This window comes from Nostoc sp. LEGE 06077 (assembly GCF_015207705.1).
Lineage (GTDB): Bacteria > Cyanobacteriota > Cyanobacteriia > Cyanobacteriales > Nostocaceae > Nostoc_B.
Map to the genome: position 1 here is coordinate 1 of NZ_JADEWI010000059.1, position 18,401 is coordinate 18,401.

The 18,401-nt window shown below is 39.3% G+C and carries 18 protein-coding genes and 1 pseudogene; 13 read left to right on the plus strand and 6 right to left on the minus strand.

Features of this window, described 5'->3' with window-relative positions; translation table 11 throughout:
* The 3 genes and pseudogenes from IQ244_RS26105 to IQ244_RS26115 all read left to right on the plus strand — a co-directional run.
* A pseudogene (locus tag IQ244_RS26105) lies at positions 1 to 167 on the plus strand (IS701 family transposase); the annotation flags it as partial.
* 194 nt (positions 168 to 361) lie between these two features.
* Entirely contained in the window at positions 362 to 928 is a 567-nt protein-coding gene (locus tag IQ244_RS26110) for a DUF2382 domain-containing protein (protein WP_228059169.1), read from the plus strand.
* 400 nt (positions 929 to 1,328) lie between these two features.
* Positions 1,329 to 2,171 (plus strand): hypothetical protein, encoded by an 843-nt coding sequence (locus tag IQ244_RS26115; RefSeq protein WP_322746107.1) that lies wholly within the window; start codon positions 1,329 to 1,331, stop codon positions 2,169 to 2,171.
* A 5-nt stretch (positions 2,172 to 2,176) separates the two neighbouring features.
* Here IQ244_RS26115 and IQ244_RS26120 read toward each other — a convergent pair whose 3' ends face one another.
* On the minus strand, positions 2,177 to 2,755 hold the full coding sequence (locus IQ244_RS26120) for an HdeD family acid-resistance protein (RefSeq protein ID WP_193899406.1): 579 nt from the start codon (positions 2,753 to 2,755) through the stop codon (positions 2,177 to 2,179).
* Positions 2,756 to 3,252: 497 nt separating this feature from the next.
* Between IQ244_RS26120 and IQ244_RS26125 the strand changes: the two genes are divergently transcribed.
* A complete protein-coding gene (locus IQ244_RS26125; RefSeq protein ID WP_193899408.1) occupies positions 3,253 to 4,566 on the plus strand; it encodes a tetratricopeptide repeat protein in 1,314 nt (437 codons plus the stop codon).
* 159 nt (positions 4,567 to 4,725) lie between these two features.
* The gene (locus IQ244_RS26130; protein ID WP_193899410.1) at positions 4,726 to 5,217 is read left to right on the plus strand and encodes a DUF1499 domain-containing protein; all 492 of its coding nucleotides are present in this window, start codon (positions 4,726 to 4,728) and stop codon (positions 5,215 to 5,217) included.
* 22 nt (positions 5,218 to 5,239) lie between these two features.
* Here the strand turns inward: IQ244_RS26130 and IQ244_RS26135 are convergent, their stop codons facing one another.
* Both IQ244_RS26135 and IQ244_RS26140 read right to left on the minus strand, forming a co-directional pair.
* A complete protein-coding gene (locus tag IQ244_RS26135) occupies positions 5,240 to 6,052 on the minus strand; it encodes a phosphate/phosphite/phosphonate ABC transporter substrate-binding protein (RefSeq protein ID WP_193899412.1) in 813 nt (270 codons plus the stop codon).
* Positions 6,049 to 6,315, minus strand: coding sequence for a hypothetical protein (locus IQ244_RS26140; protein WP_193899413.1), 267 nt, complete (start codon positions 6,313 to 6,315; stop codon positions 6,049 to 6,051). The genes IQ244_RS26135 and IQ244_RS26140 overlap by 4 nt, the downstream gene beginning before the upstream one ends.
* Positions 6,316 to 6,530: 215 nt before the next feature.
* Between IQ244_RS26140 and IQ244_RS26145 the strand changes: the two genes are divergently transcribed.
* The 6 genes from IQ244_RS26145 to ggt all read left to right on the plus strand — a co-directional run bounded on the left by IQ244_RS26145 (position 6,531) and on the right by ggt (position 12,410).
* The gene (locus IQ244_RS26145) at positions 6,531 to 7,289 is read left to right on the plus strand and encodes an ATP-binding cassette domain-containing protein (protein WP_193899415.1); all 759 of its coding nucleotides are present in this window, start codon (positions 6,531 to 6,533) and stop codon (positions 7,287 to 7,289) included.
* On the plus strand, positions 7,286 to 7,918 hold the full coding sequence (locus IQ244_RS26150) for an ABC transporter permease (protein WP_193899417.1): 633 nt from the start codon (positions 7,286 to 7,288) through the stop codon (positions 7,916 to 7,918). The genes IQ244_RS26145 and IQ244_RS26150 overlap by 4 nt, the downstream gene beginning before the upstream one ends.
* 26 nt (positions 7,919 to 7,944) lie before the next feature.
* Positions 7,945 to 8,889 carry a glycine betaine ABC transporter substrate-binding protein gene (locus IQ244_RS26155; RefSeq protein ID WP_193899419.1) on the plus strand — a complete coding sequence of 315 codons (945 nt, stop codon included), beginning with the start codon at positions 7,945 to 7,947 and terminating at the stop codon, positions 8,887 to 8,889.
* Entirely contained in the window at positions 8,886 to 9,614 is a 729-nt protein-coding gene (locus IQ244_RS26160) for a phytochelatin synthase family protein (protein WP_193899421.1), read from the plus strand. The genes IQ244_RS26155 and IQ244_RS26160 overlap by 4 nt, the downstream gene beginning before the upstream one ends.
* A gap of 41 nt (positions 9,615 to 9,655) precedes the next feature.
* Complete coding sequence (locus IQ244_RS26165) at positions 9,656 to 10,471, plus strand: hypothetical protein (protein ID WP_193899423.1); 816 nt, start codon at positions 9,656 to 9,658, stop codon at positions 10,469 to 10,471.
* 139 nt (positions 10,472 to 10,610) lie between these two features.
* The gene (ggt, locus tag IQ244_RS26170; RefSeq protein ID WP_193899425.1) at positions 10,611 to 12,410 is read left to right on the plus strand and encodes a gamma-glutamyltransferase; all 1,800 of its coding nucleotides are present in this window, start codon (positions 10,611 to 10,613) and stop codon (positions 12,408 to 12,410) included.
* Positions 12,411 to 12,475: 65 nt separating this feature from the next.
* Here ggt and IQ244_RS26175 read toward each other — a convergent pair whose 3' ends face one another.
* Complete coding sequence (locus tag IQ244_RS26175; protein WP_193899427.1) at positions 12,476 to 12,742, minus strand: hypothetical protein; 267 nt, start codon at positions 12,740 to 12,742, stop codon at positions 12,476 to 12,478.
* 533 nt (positions 12,743 to 13,275) lie between these two features.
* Entirely contained in the window at positions 13,276 to 13,872 is a 597-nt protein-coding gene (locus tag IQ244_RS26180; RefSeq protein ID WP_416209793.1) for a DUF1802 family protein, read from the minus strand.
* A 79-nt stretch (positions 13,873 to 13,951) separates the two neighbouring features.
* Here IQ244_RS26180 and IQ244_RS26185 point away from each other — a divergent pair, with 79 nt between their 5' ends.
* Positions 13,952 to 14,911, plus strand: coding sequence for an aldo/keto reductase (locus IQ244_RS26185; protein ID WP_193899431.1), 960 nt, complete (start codon positions 13,952 to 13,954; stop codon positions 14,909 to 14,911).
* Between the two features lie 766 nt (positions 14,912 to 15,677).
* Positions 15,678 to 17,231 carry a hypothetical protein gene (locus IQ244_RS26190; RefSeq protein ID WP_193899433.1) on the plus strand — a complete coding sequence of 518 codons (1,554 nt, stop codon included), beginning with the start codon at positions 15,678 to 15,680 and terminating at the stop codon, positions 17,229 to 17,231.
* Between the two features lie 162 nt (positions 17,232 to 17,393).
* Here the strand turns inward: IQ244_RS26190 and IQ244_RS26195 are convergent, their stop codons facing one another.
* Positions 17,394 to 18,374 carry a PRC-barrel domain-containing protein gene (locus tag IQ244_RS26195; RefSeq protein ID WP_193899435.1) on the minus strand — a complete coding sequence of 327 codons (981 nt, stop codon included), beginning with the start codon at positions 18,372 to 18,374 and terminating at the stop codon, positions 17,394 to 17,396.
* Positions 18,375 to 18,401: the final 27 nt, after the last annotated feature.

The following is an 18,401-nucleotide window of genomic DNA, read 5'->3' on the forward strand; positions in this document are numbered from 1 at the left end:
GATGGAAGAATACTTTAAATAATCTTCGTTTAATTGTTCAACCTCTTTTATTATTTTGGTTGATTTATCCCTGGCTAAATGTTTTTCCCAATTCCGATTTATTGCTTGGATTTAATCACCTAATTTTTACAATGAACCAATTTAAACCTTTTTTCTCTTCTGGATAATTTCATTTATTTACTACTTGCTTATTTCGGAAAGTGACAGAAGAGGGATATCCCAACAAGTAAATTCCTTTCAAAAGAGCGAACAACCAGTAAATAAACAAAGACTAGCTCTAGTATGGAGTCAAAAAATTCAAAAAATAGATACTATTACTAAATCTATTTTTTTAAACATAAATGTAGCAGCAATGGAATATATGCCTGAAAATTTTCAACCTCAAATAATTGGATATCAGGTATTATCTGATAATTCTCCTGAGCAAGTAGACCAAGCTGAAATAGAAAACAATAGTATGGAAACAGCTAACTTAGAAGAATTTTCTGAAGAAACTATTGTTCAGTTACTAGAAGAACAGCTAGTAGTTGATAGCAGTATACATAAAATTGGCGAAGTAATTGTTCGTAAAGAAATTGAAACGCGGATGGTGCAAGTTCCTGTCCGGCGTGAGAAATTAATTGTGGAACAAATTAGTCCCCAACATAAACAACTTGCAGAAATTGATTTAGGATTAGAGGAAATTTCGGAGATTGGATTAACTGAAACAAGCGGTGCAGCGGTTAGCAATTTTGCTAGTAATTTAACTGTGAATGGAGAATTTAGCTCACCTAAAATAGCCAGCTTACTTCTAAATGCGATCGCTCTCGAAAAAAATCATGGATGTCAGCGAGTGCGAGTATCTATTTTATGTGAAGATGAAGCACTCATGCAAAAATATCAAGAATGGTTTAACCGCTGTTCCCAAGGTCAACAACCTAAATCTTGATCATAAGTTTCTAGCAGATGATTTATAGTAGGGTGAAAATTTTTCACCCTACTTTTTTATGTTTTTCTTAGCATTAATAAAGCCCCCCAGATTTTGATTGAGGAGCTTGCCAAGTGTGAAATACTAAATGACTGAATAAAATTTATCTTCGCTAATTTGTCTCCACCTCTTCCTCAAGATAGAGGTTTATTTTGAAGGAAATTTTTCTGTATTTTTATCTTTCTCTAGTTAGAGGACAAAAATTGTTCAAAGGATAGAAGAAAAACTAATTGGATGAATATAAACTAACAATATAAATCAATTACTGATGTGATTTTATTGAGAATTTAAATTGTTTAGGTGTAAACCTATCTATTTGCGCTAATAAATTATTCTTTTGAAAAAATGGAGATGTTTGATTGTGAATTATACAAGCGTTATTTATAGTAATTGGATGCAGAAGCTTCAGCAGACTAAAGGTGCGTTCGCCATAGCATTAATGGCGATAGTCCTTCCAGCGTGCAGTTATAATGAACCACAGGCAATCACTCCAGCAACGCTAGAACAACAGCGTAACCAAGTCAGTCGAGAAGTAGTAGATAACCAAGTTGCAGAAGTAACAGATAAAACAGATGAACTTATTGGTAAAAGTGTCACTATTAGAACTCAACCTATTAGATTAATTGGCCCTACCAGCTTTACCGTTAATAATAAAGAACTATTCGATAATCAAAACACTTTAGTTATTAATGCCACAGGGCAACCTTTTACATTACCCAGTACAAATAACATCCCAATTCAAATCACTGGGCAAGTTCGCAGGTTTGATTTAGCACAAATTAATCAAGATTATAAATTAGATTTGCAGTCTGATTATTACAGAGATTATGATAATCAACCGGTGATTGTCGCTAAGTCACTAGCTTTATCTCCCAACCCAGGCGAACTTACTGCCAATCCCAGCGCCTACTATGGTAAAAAGCTAACTGTTACGGGTAAAGTCGCAAATGTCAATAGTGCGATCGCATTTACCTTAGATGAAAACAAGTTATTAGGTGGCGAAGATTTACTTGTACTCCATACAAAGCCACAACCAAAAGTTAAGCAAGGAGAGCAAATAGCTGTCTCAGGTGTTCTCCGTCCCTTAATTATCGCCGACTTAGAGCGAGACTATGACCTAACTTGGAATTTAAACTTGCGGAAGCAGCTGGAAGCAAAGTATCGGAATAAACCTGTACTCATTGTGACGAATGTTGCTTCTTAACATCTTTAAAGTAGTCTGCGTTCTTCACCCCATTTGCGTAGCCTTAAGGCCAAAAGCAACATGAGAATTCCAAAAACAATAGCGTAAGCAGCCATTATCCACAAAATTGCTAATGCTCCAGCGAGAGGCCAGATAATCAGCAAAAGGCCGAACACTAGGGATGTAATACCGGCTGCTATGAGTAACCATTCATTTCCTATTTCTTGGCGGAGATGATTGGCTGCAATCATCTCAAATATACCCGTAATAATTGCCCAAGCAGCTATGAGATAAAGCAAAATTAATGCTGTGATTCCTGGCCAAATAAAGGCCATGACTCCGACTGCAACTCCAATTGCTCCTTCTATGACCAACAACCATCCGTGAATGTTGGTTAGATGATCTTTAAATCCAGCGATCGCTAATAAAATACCACCCCCTAGCGCAAAAGCCGCAAACATAAACACCAATGCGGTGAGGGTAATTCCTGGCCAAAATAGGCCGACTAAACCAAATACGATGGCAAGTATTCCCCGCAATGCCAGTGTCCACCAATTTCTTGCTAAACGCTTCCCTATTCTTAAATGCTCAAGGTTCTGTGTCATAACTTGAGTTCGGCATCATTATGTGATGTGACTTACGCAAAAAAACGAAAAATTAAGGGTATGGGTGTTCAAAACCCTTACACTCTCAAACTCTCACACCTATTCTTAACAGACAAACTTCGTGCGTAAACCCATGTGAGTCAATACAGGAGTGAAAAGGGTTTTAGCCTAGTTTATTTTTCTTTATATAGTTGGTTTTTCCCGTCGTTCTACTTAGTAGTCTGATGGGATTTGCATAAGCCCTTCAACTCAGCATAAAAATTTCTCTCTCTTCTTCCATCTGACTAATGGTGCATGGTGCTAGATGGATTAATCTCCCCAGGGAAAGACGTAGCTGAGAAAACTTCTAGCATGGCCTTGCGATTTTTACCTTGGTTGTGACATACTCAAAAAAATAAATACGGTAAATCTATCGAGTTAGTGGTGTTTAAGCTCTAAAAGTTTGGCGGGTGAACAAGCGTTTGACCCGTTGCTAACCGTACAGCCAGGAATAAACAATGCTAAAAGACACGCAAGGACTTGAAATAACAACAGACTCACCAGCAGCGATCGCCGCCATCAACCAATTTATGGAACAATCCCTCAGTTATGGGAAAGATACTGAAGCTGTGATTCTAGAAGCTGTGGAAGCAGATCCAGGCTGTGCAATAGCTTATGCCTATACAGCAGCTTATTATCTGACGCAAGAAAATGCTGAGGCTTGGAAACAAGCTAGACCTTACCTGCAAGCGGCTCAATGCCATTTAGTGGGAATCACCAAACGAGAACGATTGTATATCCAGGCGATCGCGGCTTGGGCGATGGGAGCGATGGATCAGGCGATCGCTTTACACGAAGAATTAGCCGCAAATTATCCCCGTGATTTAATTTCTGTGCAGCAAGGGCAATATCACTACTTCTATTTAGGCGATAAAGAAAGATTACTGAAAATTGCCCAAAATGTTCTTAATGCTAATCCAGAAAATCATTATCTATACGGTATGGTGGCATTTGGTTTAGAACAATGCCATCAACTAGAAAAAGCTGAAGTAATGGGTCGAAAAGCCACAGCCATCAATCGCTATGACCCTTGGGCGCATCATGCAGTTGCCCACGTTATGGAAACGCAAGGGAGAGTAGATGAGGGTATCGCTTGGATGGAAAGTCTGGCTGATACCTGGGAAAATTGTAACTCCATGCTGTACACGCACAATTGGTGGCATATAGCGCTTTATTACCTAGAACGAGGCGATATGTCAAAGGTATTAGCCCTGTATGATACTCATGTGTGGGGTCGGGCGAGCAAAAAGTCTCCTAAAGATCAAGTAGGCGCGATCGCATTGTTGTTAAGGCTAGAGTTGCGCGGTGTCAATGTCGGTAGTCGCTGGCAAGATTTAAGTACTTATCTTTTGCCGCGGATTGATGAACACGCTTTGCCCTTTCAAGATTTGCACTATATCTATGCCTTAGCCAGAGCTAGACAATTCAACTGGGTGAATGAGATGTTTTTGAGTATACAAAAACATTCTCAGAGCATTAATCCATACTTGCGTCAGAACTGGTTAGAAGTAGCGATTCCAGCCGCCAGAGGAATGATTGCTCATGCCAAAGGTGATTATTCAATAGCTAAATCTGAATTAAAAATTGTATTACCACTATTGCATCGGATAGGCGGTAGTCATGCTCAACGAGTCTTATTTGAGCAGATATATCGAGATGCTATTTGGCAGAGTGAAAAACAAACTCAGGTTTATGCCATTGCTACTGCAAAAGAAAAGGTAAATACTCCACAACAACTCGTAGCAGTATCCTCAATGACCGACAATAATTGAGTACTATAGCGGTAGTCAGATATGTTAGGACAATTTGAAAGCTTGAATGCTAGGAATAATCAGACTTTTCCTCCTGCCTTCGGCCTTCTGCCTCTGGTTGGTGAGCGTAGCCGAACGACTGCCTTCTGCTATATTTCCAGCTTGAGGCCTAGATTGATCATGATTCGTTCGCTCACAGCAATCGTCCGGCGACATCTGTTAAAGATGGCTGTTGTCACCTTTATCACCCTAGCTAGTATTTTTATCCTACCTGCTGCTACTTGGGCAGACTCTTCTCACTTGGGAGTTGATCATGGTCATCTAACTTCTTGTCCAACTTCTCCAAACTGTGTTGTCAGTCAAGATGCTGATGCCGAACATAGCATTGACGCGATCGCTTATCATACAGACCGAGATACGGCGCGAGCCACCTTACTCAAGGTTCTCACCGTTGTTCCGCGAACAGAGGTGATAGAACAGACCGATAATTACATTCATGCTCTTTCTCAGAGCCGGATATTCAAATTTGTTGATGATGTAGAGTTTTATTTTCCTACTGATGAGTCAGTCATTCATATCCGTTCTGCGTCTCGCGTTGGACAGTCTGATCTCGGTGTGAACCGCAGACGTTTAGAGCAAATTCGTCTGGCGCTGCGCGATTTAAAAATTTAGTGAATTACTAGCGATCGCACGGTCAACCAATTACCTCATAACCTGCCTGAATTGCAGTATTGTAGAATGTAGCGATCGCTTGATAATCTGACCAATCCACAGCCGCAAAACGCTTCACACCAACTTTTTTCATTGCGGTTTGCAGTTCTGCATCTGGTTTAACTAAGGCCGCTTGCACCTGCTGAATCAACAATTGATCTAAATGTTGGGCTGCAACTAAAGGCGGCATTGGACATGGGCCGATAGATTCTACTACTCGCAGATGTTTAGCTAAATCCGGAAAATCCCGTAGTTCTTGCTCCAAAACTACACTATCAATACCTGCACAATCTGCCAGTCCTGCAATTACCCAACGAATTGAACGGTGATGAAACCCAGATTGTATTGTCTGTCCAAAAAAGTTTTTTGGGTGTTTGTCTTGTATTAACCGATGTCGCAGTAAATTATAGCCACTATTAGAGCCAAGGTCGTTGTAACACAAGGTTTTGCCAGCCAAGTCTGCAAAACTTGATAGATGGCTGTCTGCATTGACAATCACATCTGTAAAGTAAACCGGACGATTTTGATAGCGTGGTGCTTCCATCACTGGTGCAACTACAGGTTGCAACTGATTTGCCACCATTTGACGATATCTAACTAAAGGTAAGCCACAGATAAACGCTAGGTCTAGCTGGTCGGTTAATAGTATTGGGTCTTCTAGCGGGTCATATTTACTTGCTTGCAGTTGGGTTTCAACTCCCGAAATCCGCCCAATATAAGCCACAATTGCTTCGTAAAACCAGAACCAATTTGGTGCTAAGTAAGATATAGTCCGCAGCTTTTCTGGTTGACTCACTTGCTACTCTCCATATCCAACTCATCTTGGGGTGTGGGAACTATTAGTAGTTTGCGATAAGACCAATGAATGCTGAGAAAAATTAGACTCATCAAAGTTAAAAACATAATACTGAAAACTATTCCATAGCTTTTAGTTTGCCACCACAAGCGTCGGAAAAATGCTGTACCCAATAGTAGAGGCTGCCACAAGCTTTGATTGAGATTCTGAGAATTATTCAAGCTGATACTCAAGGATGCTGTATTTTGCTGTGCAATTGCCATTATGACTACCCTTTTTGCTTGTACTTTAAATACGGTAATTCGATAGAGTTTGTGATGTATATCAAATATCGCATAGCTTGAGGCAACAGACAAGTTTTCAGCAATTCTCCTGAGAAAAATTATGATCGGTGGGAATCTGAAAGACTGAATCAAATTTGACTTATGAGCAAAATCAGCAATAATAACGTAAAGTCAGCCTCTAGCAACAGTCAACCATGTCGCAAAACCGCCAAATTGCTGTTGAATTCCGCGATGTCAGCTTTAGCCGCAACCGTCGCAATTTAGTGTCTAATCTCAATTTTTCTATTTATCAAGGAGAAGCTTTAATATTACTGGGACGCAGTGGTAGCGGCAAAACCACGACAATGAAGTTAATTAATCGCCTCTTTACGCCGACAAAAGGCGAGGTAATTTTTGATGGTATTCCGACAAAGCAATGGGATGAAATTAAACTACGGCGGAAGATTGGTTATGTAATTCAAGAAACTGGTTTATTTCCCCATTTTACTGTAGAACGCAATGTGGGTTTAGTTCCCAGTTTAGAGGGTTGGAAACCAAAACAAATCAAAACACGAGTTTATGAATTATTGCAATTGGTAGGTTTAGATCCTGTACAGTTTGCTGGGCGTTATCCCCACGAACTTTCGGGCGGACAAAGGCAAAGGGTAGGTGTAGCGAGGGCGTTAGCCGCAGATCCCCCGGTTTTGTTGATGGATGAACCTTTTGGCGCACTTGATCCCATTACCCGTTTAGAATTGCAACAGGAGTTTCGGCGGTTACAGCAAGAACTCGGTAAGACAGTGGTTTTTGTCACCCACGATATTCAAGAAGCTTTTGTTTTAGCATCGAGAATCGGTTTGATGTATGACGGTGAACTGGTAGTATTAGGTACAAAGGAGGAGTTTCTGTTGACACAACATCCAGAAAGTCTAGCGTTTCTCCAATGTCTGCGTTCTCTGCAAGACAATTTATGAAAGATTTTTTCCTGATTAAGTACGCCCCAGAAATTTTTCAGCACACGCTAGAACATTTATTTTTGGTAGGCATTGCTATTGGAATTGCCACATTTATCGGCATTCCTTTAGGCATTTTAATTACGCGTCAACCTCGCCTGTGTCAACCAATTCTCGGACTTGCTAATGTGTTACAAACTATTCCGAGTTTGGCGCTATTTGGATTACTAATTCCTGTACCGATAATTGGTGGTATTGGTGTTGTCCCGGCAATTGTAGCTTTGACTGTATACTCTTTTCTCCCGATAATTCGTAACACTTACACAGGCATTACTAGTGTAGATCCTGCGATTATTGAAGCTGGTAGAGGTATGGGAATGACTGATCAACAATTGTTGTTACAGGTAGAAATTCCCTTGGCAATGGGTATTATTTTAGCTGGGGTAAGAGTCGCCACAGTTATAGGTATTGGCATTGCCACGATTGCTGCTGCTATTGGTGCTGGCGGTTTAGGCGTGTTTATCTTTCGAGGAATTGCTGTAGTGAATAATGATTTAATTTTAGCTGGGGCAGTGCCAGCCGCCATGATTGCATTACTCGCAGATTTTTTAATTGGGTTGTTTGAAAAAAGATTAAAAGTTAAAAGTTAAAAGAGGATGTTTATCAGTGGAAATTAATGAAAAGATTTTTGATATTTTTCATTTTAACTTTTGCTTTAATAGTAGCGATCGCAGCTTGTAACCCTAACTCTAATAATACCACGGGCGATATTGTTGTTGCTTCTAAAGATTTTACTGAACAAGATATTTTAGGTGAATTATTAGCCCAACAAATCGAAGAAACAACTAAACTTAAAGTTGCCCGTCGTCCTCGTTTAGGTGGTTCTTTTGTTTGCCATAATGCGATTTTGGCTGGTAAAATTGATGCTTATATTGAGTATACAGGCACAGCTTTTACTGGAATTTTAAAACAAAAATCGCTGAATGACCCGAAAGAAGTTTACGAGAAATTAAAACAAGCATATGCTCAACAATTTAAGCTGGAAGTCATGCCTAGCTTGGGTTTTGAAAATACTTTTGCAATGGTAATTCGTGGTGAAGATGCCAATAAATACAATGTTCAAACCTTATCTCAGGCTGCACAATATACACCCCAATGGCGCGGCGGTTTTGGCTATGAATTTTTAGAACGAGAAGATGGTTTTCCGGGGTTAGCGAAAACTTACAATTTGCATTTCTCTAAATCACCGCAAATTATGGACTTGGGTTTAATATATCGGGCGTTGGTGCAGAAGCAAGTCGATATGGTAGCGGGAAATTCGACTGATGGGCAAATTGCGCGTTTGGGTTTGGCTGTGTTGAAGGATGATAAACAATATTTTCCACCTTACGAAGCTACGCCAATTGTACGGCAAGAAGTGTTAAACAAATATCCGGAGTTGAGACAGGCGATCGCTCAACTTTCTGGTAAAATTTCCGCAGATGAAATGCGGCAGTTAAATTATTTAGTTGAAGGTGAATTACGAGATATTAAAGAAGTTGTGCGTGAGTTTCGTAAATCTAAAGGTTTAGCCTCACGCAGAGACGCAGAGGCGCAAAGTGTCTATATGGAGAGGTCATGAGTCTTAAGTTAAATACAACTTTTAAAGCTGCAATTATCTGGTTTTGTGTTTCTAGTGGTACTGTTATTGCTCAAACATTACCTCTTTCAAATAACTTAATTGGCTTTAATTCAGATGAGGGAGAAAGGTTATTAATTCAAAGCCGTTCAAGAGAAGATTTTTTTCCTTTGAGTATGCAGTTTGTGACTCAAAATAATCAAGCATTCTGTGGCGTTGCAAGTATTATAATGGTGTTGAATAGTTTAGGAGTTATCGCACCAGAAACACCACAATATTCTCCCTACAGAGTATTCACCCAAGAAAACTTTTTTAGCAATGAAAAAACTAAAAAAGTTATCACGCCTGAAGTTGTTTCACGCCAAGGAATAACTTTAGAGCAATTAGGAGGATTAATTTCAAGTTATGATGTCCAAGCCAAGGTTTACCACGCGGCTGATACTAATTTAGAACAGTTTCGTAAAATAGTATCTGAGAATTTGAAGCAACCTAATAATTTTGTGATAGTTAACTATTTACGTAAAGAAATTGGGCAAGAAAGAGGTGGGCATATTTCACCCATTGCTGCTTACAATGAGCAAACAGATAGATTTTTGATTATGGATGTTTCTCGTTATAAATATCCGCCAGTGTGGGTAAAAGCCGCAGATTTGTGGAAGGCGATTAATACCAAGGATATAGTTTCAGGTAAAACACGCGGCTTTGTTGTAGTGAGCAAAAATTCTTGATTCTGGTATTTGATAAACTAATACATTTACTTAAATTTTATATGTCTGAAGATATAAATAAGGCTAAATCGATAATTGCCGCCGGTAGTGAAATTATTGGTGACTCAGCAGGCGCTGCCATTGGATTCTTAATAGGAGGCGCGATAGGTGGATTTGGAGGAGCAATTGCTGGAGCTAGTTTAGGTAAAATTACCTCTAAAAGTGTTGAAAAAGTTATTACAGACTTTGCAACTAGAAGTTTATCTAAACGAGAAGAAATAAGAGTAGGTGCTACTGCTGCTCTAGCAATTATAAAGATAGATGAATATCTTAAGTCTGGTTACTCTCCAAGAAATGATGATTTCTTTGTAAACCAAAATTCTGAAAGGACACCAGCAGAAGAAATTTTTGAAGGAGTATTGCAAAAAACTAAGAATGAACATGAAGAAAAGAAAACAAAAGTTTACGCAAATATTTTTGCTAATGTGTCCTTTGCACAAGGGATTACATTAGGCGAAGCAAATCATATACTTCAAATTACTGAACAATTAACTTATAGACAAATATGTTTTCTTGCAATGCTCTATTTGAAATCTCAAAATCAAGAATTTATTTTAAGAAATCATAATTATGAAAATATGGATGGGATTAGTTATGAAAGAATATCGCTTCTTTCAGAAATTTTTTATTTAAATACCATTAGTCTGATATATCAAAAAATACATGGTTCAGAAGAAGGGATAGCTCTATTAAGTTGGGGATATATTATTCCTAATGATCTATGTCTGACATATCTTGGACAGAGATATTCTAAAGCAATGGGATTACAAGATATTTCAGCAGAAGATATAAAAAAAATAGCAACATTTTTAATATGATTTTTTAGGAAACTAGTAGTTATTTTATTTTTTTTATTATTATCTATGAAATAATTTGAATTAATAAACTAACTAACAGCTATGTAAACAATTTACTCCTAGATGATACCTGAAAAATATTTAAAAACAGTAAATAAAAATGCCTATCTTTGCTAAATCCAAACAGGTTGTATTTACCTTTTTCTCCCTTGGGGTTATCTGTTACAGCCAAGTTGCATCAGCCACTACCACCTTACCCCTACGCAGCAAAAAGGGGATGGTAGTATCTGCACATCCCCTGGCTAGTGAGGCTGGGTTAGCAATGTTCCGCCAAGGAGGTAATGCTGTTGATGCAGCAGTGGCGACAACTTTTGCCATATCTGTAGTTGAGCCTTTTTCAGCCGGAATTGGTGGCGGGGGATTTTTGCTGCTGCATTCTGAGAAAACTGGCGAGATGAAAGCGTTGGATTTCCGGGAACGCGCACCCATCAAAGCGACAAGAAATATGTATTTGGATGCAGAAGGTAAGGTGCGTCCGAATGCAAGTGTGAATGGTTATTTGGCGGTGGCGACACCTGGAACAGTTGCGGGGATGTATGAGGTGCATCGCCGTTATGGTAAGTTACCGTGGAAGGAAGTTGTTAAACCTGCGATCGCTCTGGCGAAAAATGGGTTTATCCTGAGTAATGAGCTAAGTTGGCGATCAATTCAAGTTTACGAAAACCGCAAACCAGTAATTCTCCAGAATTCCGCCGCTAGTGCTATTTTTACCCGCAATGGCGAATTTTATCAGCCTGGAGAAAGATTAGTACAACGGGATTTAGCACGCACTTTAGAAAGCATCGCCGAGAATCCCCAAAGTTTTTATACTGGCAAAATTGCCCGTGCGATCGCATCAGACATGGCACAAAATCATGGTCTAATTACTTTAGACGACCTGAAGGCATACAAACCAATCTGGCGAAATCCTCTTTGCGGTAGTTTTCGCCAAGCTAAAGTCTGTTCAATGCCCCCACCATCATCAGGCGGAGTTCATCTATTGCAGATTTTAAACATTATCGGTGACACTGATTTGTCAGCTTGGGGATGGCACCATCCTAATAGTTTACATTTAATGGCAGAAGCGATGAAGATTGCCTACGCCGATCGCTCACAATATTTAGGTGATCCTGATTTTGTCAAAGTGCCTGTACAAGCCCTGATTAACCCAGCTTATGCCAAAAAACGCCGTCAAGAAATTAACTTGGATGTGGCGAAACCTGCAACCCAAATCAAGCCAGTAGCACCAGAAACACTGAAACGCTTTGGCCAAGTTAGTAATCAAATCGTCCCTCTACCCAACAAATTATTACAACTGCAAGCCACGCGCTACGAATCTGCCGAAACTAGTCATCTTTGCGTTGTGGATGAACAACGCAACGCTGTCAGCCTGACTTTTACAATTAATCTTGGTTTTGGTGCTGGTGTGGTGACACCAGAAACAGGAATTTTACTCAATAATGAGATGGATGACTTTGCCGCCGCGCCAGGTGTACCTAACGCCTTTGGTTTAGTTGGCAATGAAGCGAATGCGATCGCACCCCGCAAAACTCCCCTATCAAGTATGACTCCGACAATCATTACAGAAAATAATCACCTCCGCATGGCAGTGGGGGCCCCTGGTGGTAGCACAATTATCACTCAGGTTTTGCAAGTGATTCTTAATGTGCTGGAATACAAAATGGATGTTGGTGCAGCTGTCTCCGTACCACGCATACATGATCAGTGGCTACCTGATGAGTTGCGTGTTGAACCTTGGGGTTTGGATGCTTTAACTCTGCAAGACTTACACCGCCGTGGACACAACATCAAGGAAGAAAATGCTCCTTGGGGTAATGTTAACGCGATCGCCGTCAAAGCAGATGGCAGCTTAGAAGCAGCAGCCGATCCTCGCGGTGAAGGTTCGCCTAGAGGCTGGTAAACAGTTGTCACTTATTGATGCAACACTGCCCGTTGTTACGGATGTGTAAAATGCTTTAATTGCAACTATGGATTCTGCATTATCGATTCTGAGTATTCAACTTGAGTCCCAAATTCATTAGCTCTAGCGCTGGGTACTAATGTCCAGCCAGCCTTTAGTAGTTTTTGATAAGTTGCCCAACCTTTAGAGCCACCGGGAATTTGATAATCTGGTACTGCAAATTGTGGATAAGCTGTGTAGGGTCGCCAACCTTTATTTGGCTCAACTTGCAAATATAAAATTTTTTCACCATCGTTGCCAGACTTAGATAACCAGCACATTTGTCGATGCATGGTAAACTCCTTAGTGTTTAGCTTAAATTGCATAATCGCAGACTTTTGTCAAGTCTTGCATCACCCTTGTGGGATAATTTTTGATTTCCCTAGTATGTGTCCATTTATCTACAAATTGGTTCCGCAAAATTACGTAAGCCGATCGATAGATTTCAGAGAGCATTTTTGAGGACGCAACACGACAAAATCACGCCATCCGCAACAACTGAAACTTCATTGAAGTGACAATAATTGTGGATTTTGTACTAAAAAGCTGTTGATGGCTCAATATTTTTGACTCCATGACTGGTAATGATTTAGCATCGCTAAGGGGCGCAAGAATATAACGCCTCTTAGCGATATTTCGCTGGTTATGAGGGCGAGATTTTTCTGATCCTATCTGTGGTTTTTGCGAATGTATGTAGCAAGAGTTACTTTTTGGGCATACGGCTGAATAATAATTTATTTGTTTTGCTAGTTACATCGGTAAGATTTATTTATCAGTGCTGAGTAGTGAGTGCTGAGTCAAGACAGCACAGCAGGGGCTATTTTCTCTAGCCTGTAACCTCTAACCTGCAACCTCTAACAATCTTGCGAATTTCGTTGACTATTTCGGAGTAATGAGAATCTGACAAAACGGGTGTTGCACCTGCGATGTTAATTGGTTGCGCTAAATCGATCCATGACTTGCAACCACCATATTGCGAAAGATAAGGGATTTCTTGCACTTCGGGTAATTTATAAGTTCGCAGCAATAGCACATACAAAGGCTGACGTGGTTTCCATTTCAGGCGATCGCTAATAAAAGACTCATTCCAGATATGAAAGGGGAGTAAAGCGTTAACAGTAGACTCCTCACTAATCGGCAAAATATCTGTAATTACAGCCCAACTGCTAATGGGAATCGTTTCTGGATGCCAACCAGAGGTTACTGGACAAACAAGGTCAGCATATTCTGATTTTAGCAGAAACGGCTGTTGATGTTCATAAGTTGGGTAAAGTAAAACCTGCTCATGGGCAACTTGGAAACGTCCGTTGTTCTCATGAATACCACCTTTACGCAGCAACATGATGGTTTTGCCAGTTTCTAAGGCATTTATCGCCACTAACCATTCTTTCAAGGCATATATCGTAGTCAAATTCATCGGCATCTACTGTAACTCTGATTTAATTTCACGCTAAGACCGTTAAAGTATGAAACTATCCGGGGAAATGAATTAGAGAAGCATTATGGAAAAGCGAAAACTAGGTACATCTGCCGTAGAAATTACACCCATCATTGTCGGAACTTGGCAAGCTGGTAAAAGGATGTGGGTAGGAATTGAAGACGCTGACTCAATTAAAGCCATTCGCGCCGCCTTTGAAGCTGGGATCACCACTGTAGATACAGCCGAAGTTTATGGAGAGGGTCACTCTGAGCGCATTGTAGCCGAAGCTTTAGCAGATGTGCGCGACCAGGTACAGTATGCCACAAAAGTATTTGCGAACCATCTTAAATATGATCAGGTGATTGAGGCTTGCGATCGCTCTTTAAAAAACCTCAAAACCGATTATATCGACCTTTATCAAATCCATTGGCCTGCTGGAGCGTTTAATAGTGCAATTGTGCCGATAGAAGAAACAATGAAGGCTTTAAATGATCTCAAACAGCAGGGAAAAATTAGGGCAATAGGTGTTTCTAACTTTTCTCGTGATCAATTAGCCGAAACATCCCAATATGGGCGCATTGATAGTTTGCAACCTCCATATTCTTTATTTTGGCGGCAGGTTGAACAAGATGCTATGCCCTATTGTAGCGAAAATCAAATTTCTATCTTGGCTTATTCACCCTTAGCCCAGGGATTGTTAACTGGTAAATTTCAGCGTGGACAGAAATTTGCCCCCGAAGATAATCGCTCTGCGAATAAACTATTTCAAGGCGAGAACTTTGAACGCGCTCAACAAGCTTTAGATAAACTCCGTCCCATAGCAGAACGCCATCATTGTACCTTGGCGCAGTTAGCGTTGGCTTGGTTAATTGCCCAACCCCAAGCAAATGCGATCGCTGGGGCGCGTTATCCTGAACAAGCAAAAGATAACGCTAAAGCCGCTGATGTCAAACTCTCTACTGAGGACATTGCCGAAATCGATGCGATCGGACGCATTGTCACCGATAACCTTGATAACAACCAAGTCATGTGGAATTGGTAAGCATCATTGTGAGTAAGGTGTGTTATCGCCTAGCGCTACACTCTTCCATAAAACAAAATACCATTTCTATGGAATAACGATATCACCGACTTTTCAATAAAGTTGGTGATCTGAATATTTAGCTAATAACTAACAAAAAATATTGCAAAAATCAACAAAATGTCAACTTTAGTAAACTAGCGTTTACTACTCCCTAAGTCAGTGTTAAATTGAGTAGCAAGACATCAAACATAAGAAAAACAAACCCAAAGGGCAAAAGACTATGATGTCTCCCGTCAGTAGCCCAAGCAAATATTCAGCAGACCCATAATTAAAAGTGGCAAAAGCTAAACAATCCAAAAAGCGAAGCCAAATCCCAAAGCGGAAAAACAAAGATTGCTGAGTTTGCTAGTTATTAAGTCCACCTTATTTATTTACTCTCTCAATTATTTAGCTAAGTTTAAAAAATTTGAAACCTGTGAATTCCCAATAACCTGGTCATCCTTGACCAGGTTTTGATGTTTTTATCCATAAGAAAGCACTTCAATACATAATATATAGGAATCATATTTGATTTGGAGAAAAACTCAGTAAACCTGTGTTACTTCTTTTCCTGTTCCCTGCGATGCACTGAGCTTGTCGTTCGCGTAGCGTCTCCGGCAGGAGAAGTGTTCCCTACCCACACAAGTAATTTCAATAATCAAGTCGGATTTCTATAGTTATCCGAAAATAGACAAATTTTGACACCAGTATTTGATTATAATTTAACAAATACTTGGCAATATGAATGTTAGCTAAAAAAGCAATTAATCGGATTTCAACCTTATTTTCTTATTATCCTTGGTTGATTATATTTATCTTTTCAATTCTCGGTTTAATAGGTATTTTTAACCATTCAATGTGGAGAGATGAACTAAATCCTTGGCTGATTGTGAGAGATAGTCAATCTTTTAGCGATTTAATTGCCAATATTAAATATGAAGGGCATCCAGTTTTGTGGTATTTCTCTCTGGCATTCTTGAGAAGAATTGCTGACAATCCGGTTGTTATGCAAATGTTTCATTTGGCTATTACAATTACAGCAATTACAATTTTTTACTTATATAGTCCTTTTAAATATAGACAAAAATTACTGTTTATATTTGGCTATTTTACCTTCTATGAATATTTTTTAATTTCTCGAAATTATGCCTTTAGTCTGCTGTTTATATTTGCATTTTGTGCAGCTTTTCCATCTAGAAGAAAAACTTATTTATATTTAGCTATTTTCTTAGGTTTACTGGCTAATAGTAATGCTTATGCTTTACTAGTCTCATTTTCTTTATCATTAACTTTGCTAGTTGAATTTTGTTTTGATAGTGAGTATAGAAAGCAGTATTTCAACCAAAGTAAAAGATATGATTTATTGCTAAGTATGGCAATTATTATATTTTCTTTTATCTTGTCAATTTATATTATTACTCCTCCTACAAATAGTTATTTGCATGGGGGATTAAATAACGGGTGGTTACTTAAATTAGATATTTTTAATTTATTAAGAAGTATAAATAGATTATTTGCTAGTTATTTGTTGATTATTCCACAGAGAAGATGGATAGATTTGAGTGTTTGTGCTTTAATAAGTACTCTTATATTTGTTTTATACTTGATTAAATTTTCTAAAAAGCCAGTTGTTCTTTTTCTATATATCACAGGAACTCTTATCCTACTCGCCTTTACTTATTTGAGATTTTTAGGTAATCATCGTCATTTTGGACATTTTTATTTAGTTTTTATAGCAGCTTTGTGGCTAGAGAGTTATTATCCAGACTCTCAACTTTTATTCAATAAATTTTCTATCAAACCCAAATTATTTAAATTAGCTACAGAATGGCATAATATTGTCTTTATGTTAATTCTCTCTGCTCAATTAATTGGAGGAATTCAGGGCTTTGTTAGAGATTTAATTATCCCATTTTCTGCCAGCAGAGAAACAGTTCATTATATTCAACAAAATAGCTGGGAAAATGAATTTATTATGGCCAGCCGTGATGCTAATATGGCTGCATTATCAGGTTATCTCAATCGGAAGTTCTACTATCCTGAACGGCAAACAATGGGAAGCTTTACTCTATTTAAACAAGGTCGGCAAGATGTTGAGCAAACGGAGATATTTAGACAGATTAATTCCTTGTTTAAGAGCCAAGAAGTAAAAAATAAAATTTTATTGATTTTAAATAAGAAACTAAATTCAAATAGCAATGATTTAAAGATTGTTCCTATCAAGAATTTTCAGAGGGCTTGGGTAGATAGTGAACGATATTATCTTTATTGGGTGGATGCAGCAGGAGACAGGAGGTAAAAATATTACTTTCCTAACGCACAGGGAATTTAGGATGGTGCGTTGCGCTATGCGACAACACAACGCCAGTTGCTATAACGGAGGGAAACTCCGCAACGCACTGGCTCCCCTACAAAATTAACCCCTCCTCATGACTGAGGAGGGGTTAGTTAAAACTCAATATTAATATCCGCCTTCTTCTTCGTATTCTGGCTGCCTTTCCTTAACTTTTTTGGGAATATTTACTGGTTTTGGTTGGTCGTCCCAAGCATCACTTTCTATATCATCGTCGTAATCGTCGTAATCTTCAGTGTAGGCTTTAGTCTCATATTTGGGCGGTTGTTGATATCTGTCTCTGCCTGTGGCTTCACTCCAGTTATCTTCTTCGTCTTCTTCTTCGTAGCGAATAGACTCATACTGTCGCGCTTTCATAACTTCGCGCCGTGGTCTTTCTTCTTCTACATAGTCTTCATTCCATTCTTCTTCCCGCGCTACGGGTTCAGGAGTACGAACTTTTGGCTTGGGAGGCTGTAATGGTGTTCCACTGGGTAGCTGATTTGCAGGTGAAACTGTGCGCGGCGCAGAATAACCATATTCTTCTTCTGCATCTCGTTCCCAAGGCGGTTTCCCAATACCTAAACGCTCCAGCACACCTACTGTTAATTGCGTTGTGCGTTCTTCGGCTCCTTCAAATACAATTAATCTGCTGGGGCCAGTGCTAACAATTTCCTCTATTGAAATCTCGTAAGTACTGAGAAATTGGTCGGGAATTTGCGGTACTCCCAAAGAAGCAATGATTATCGAGTGCAGCTTACCTGATATACCATCAAATTTAAAGCCTCTCACTCTGCCTAAGACTTCACCTGTTTCTGTAATTACTTCCCAGTTAATCAGGTTACTAAAAGCTTCAATTTCAATATCTTCTATGACATCTTCGTTATCAACCAAGATTGCATCACCAATTTGGTTAATACTGCTGAGGTACATATAGCGTGGCAATCCAGAGATAGAGATCAGGCTGTCTCGTAAACCAAGAGCCACAACCTCCCTTTGATCAATATCAACCCAGATTTGATTGACAATCCCCAACCGCTTGGCGTTGTCGCGGGTAATCACCTGAGTATTTAATAAGTCGGAACGCCTAATTATCTGTTCAGAGGTCATTCTATACCGAGTCCTGATCTCGAATCC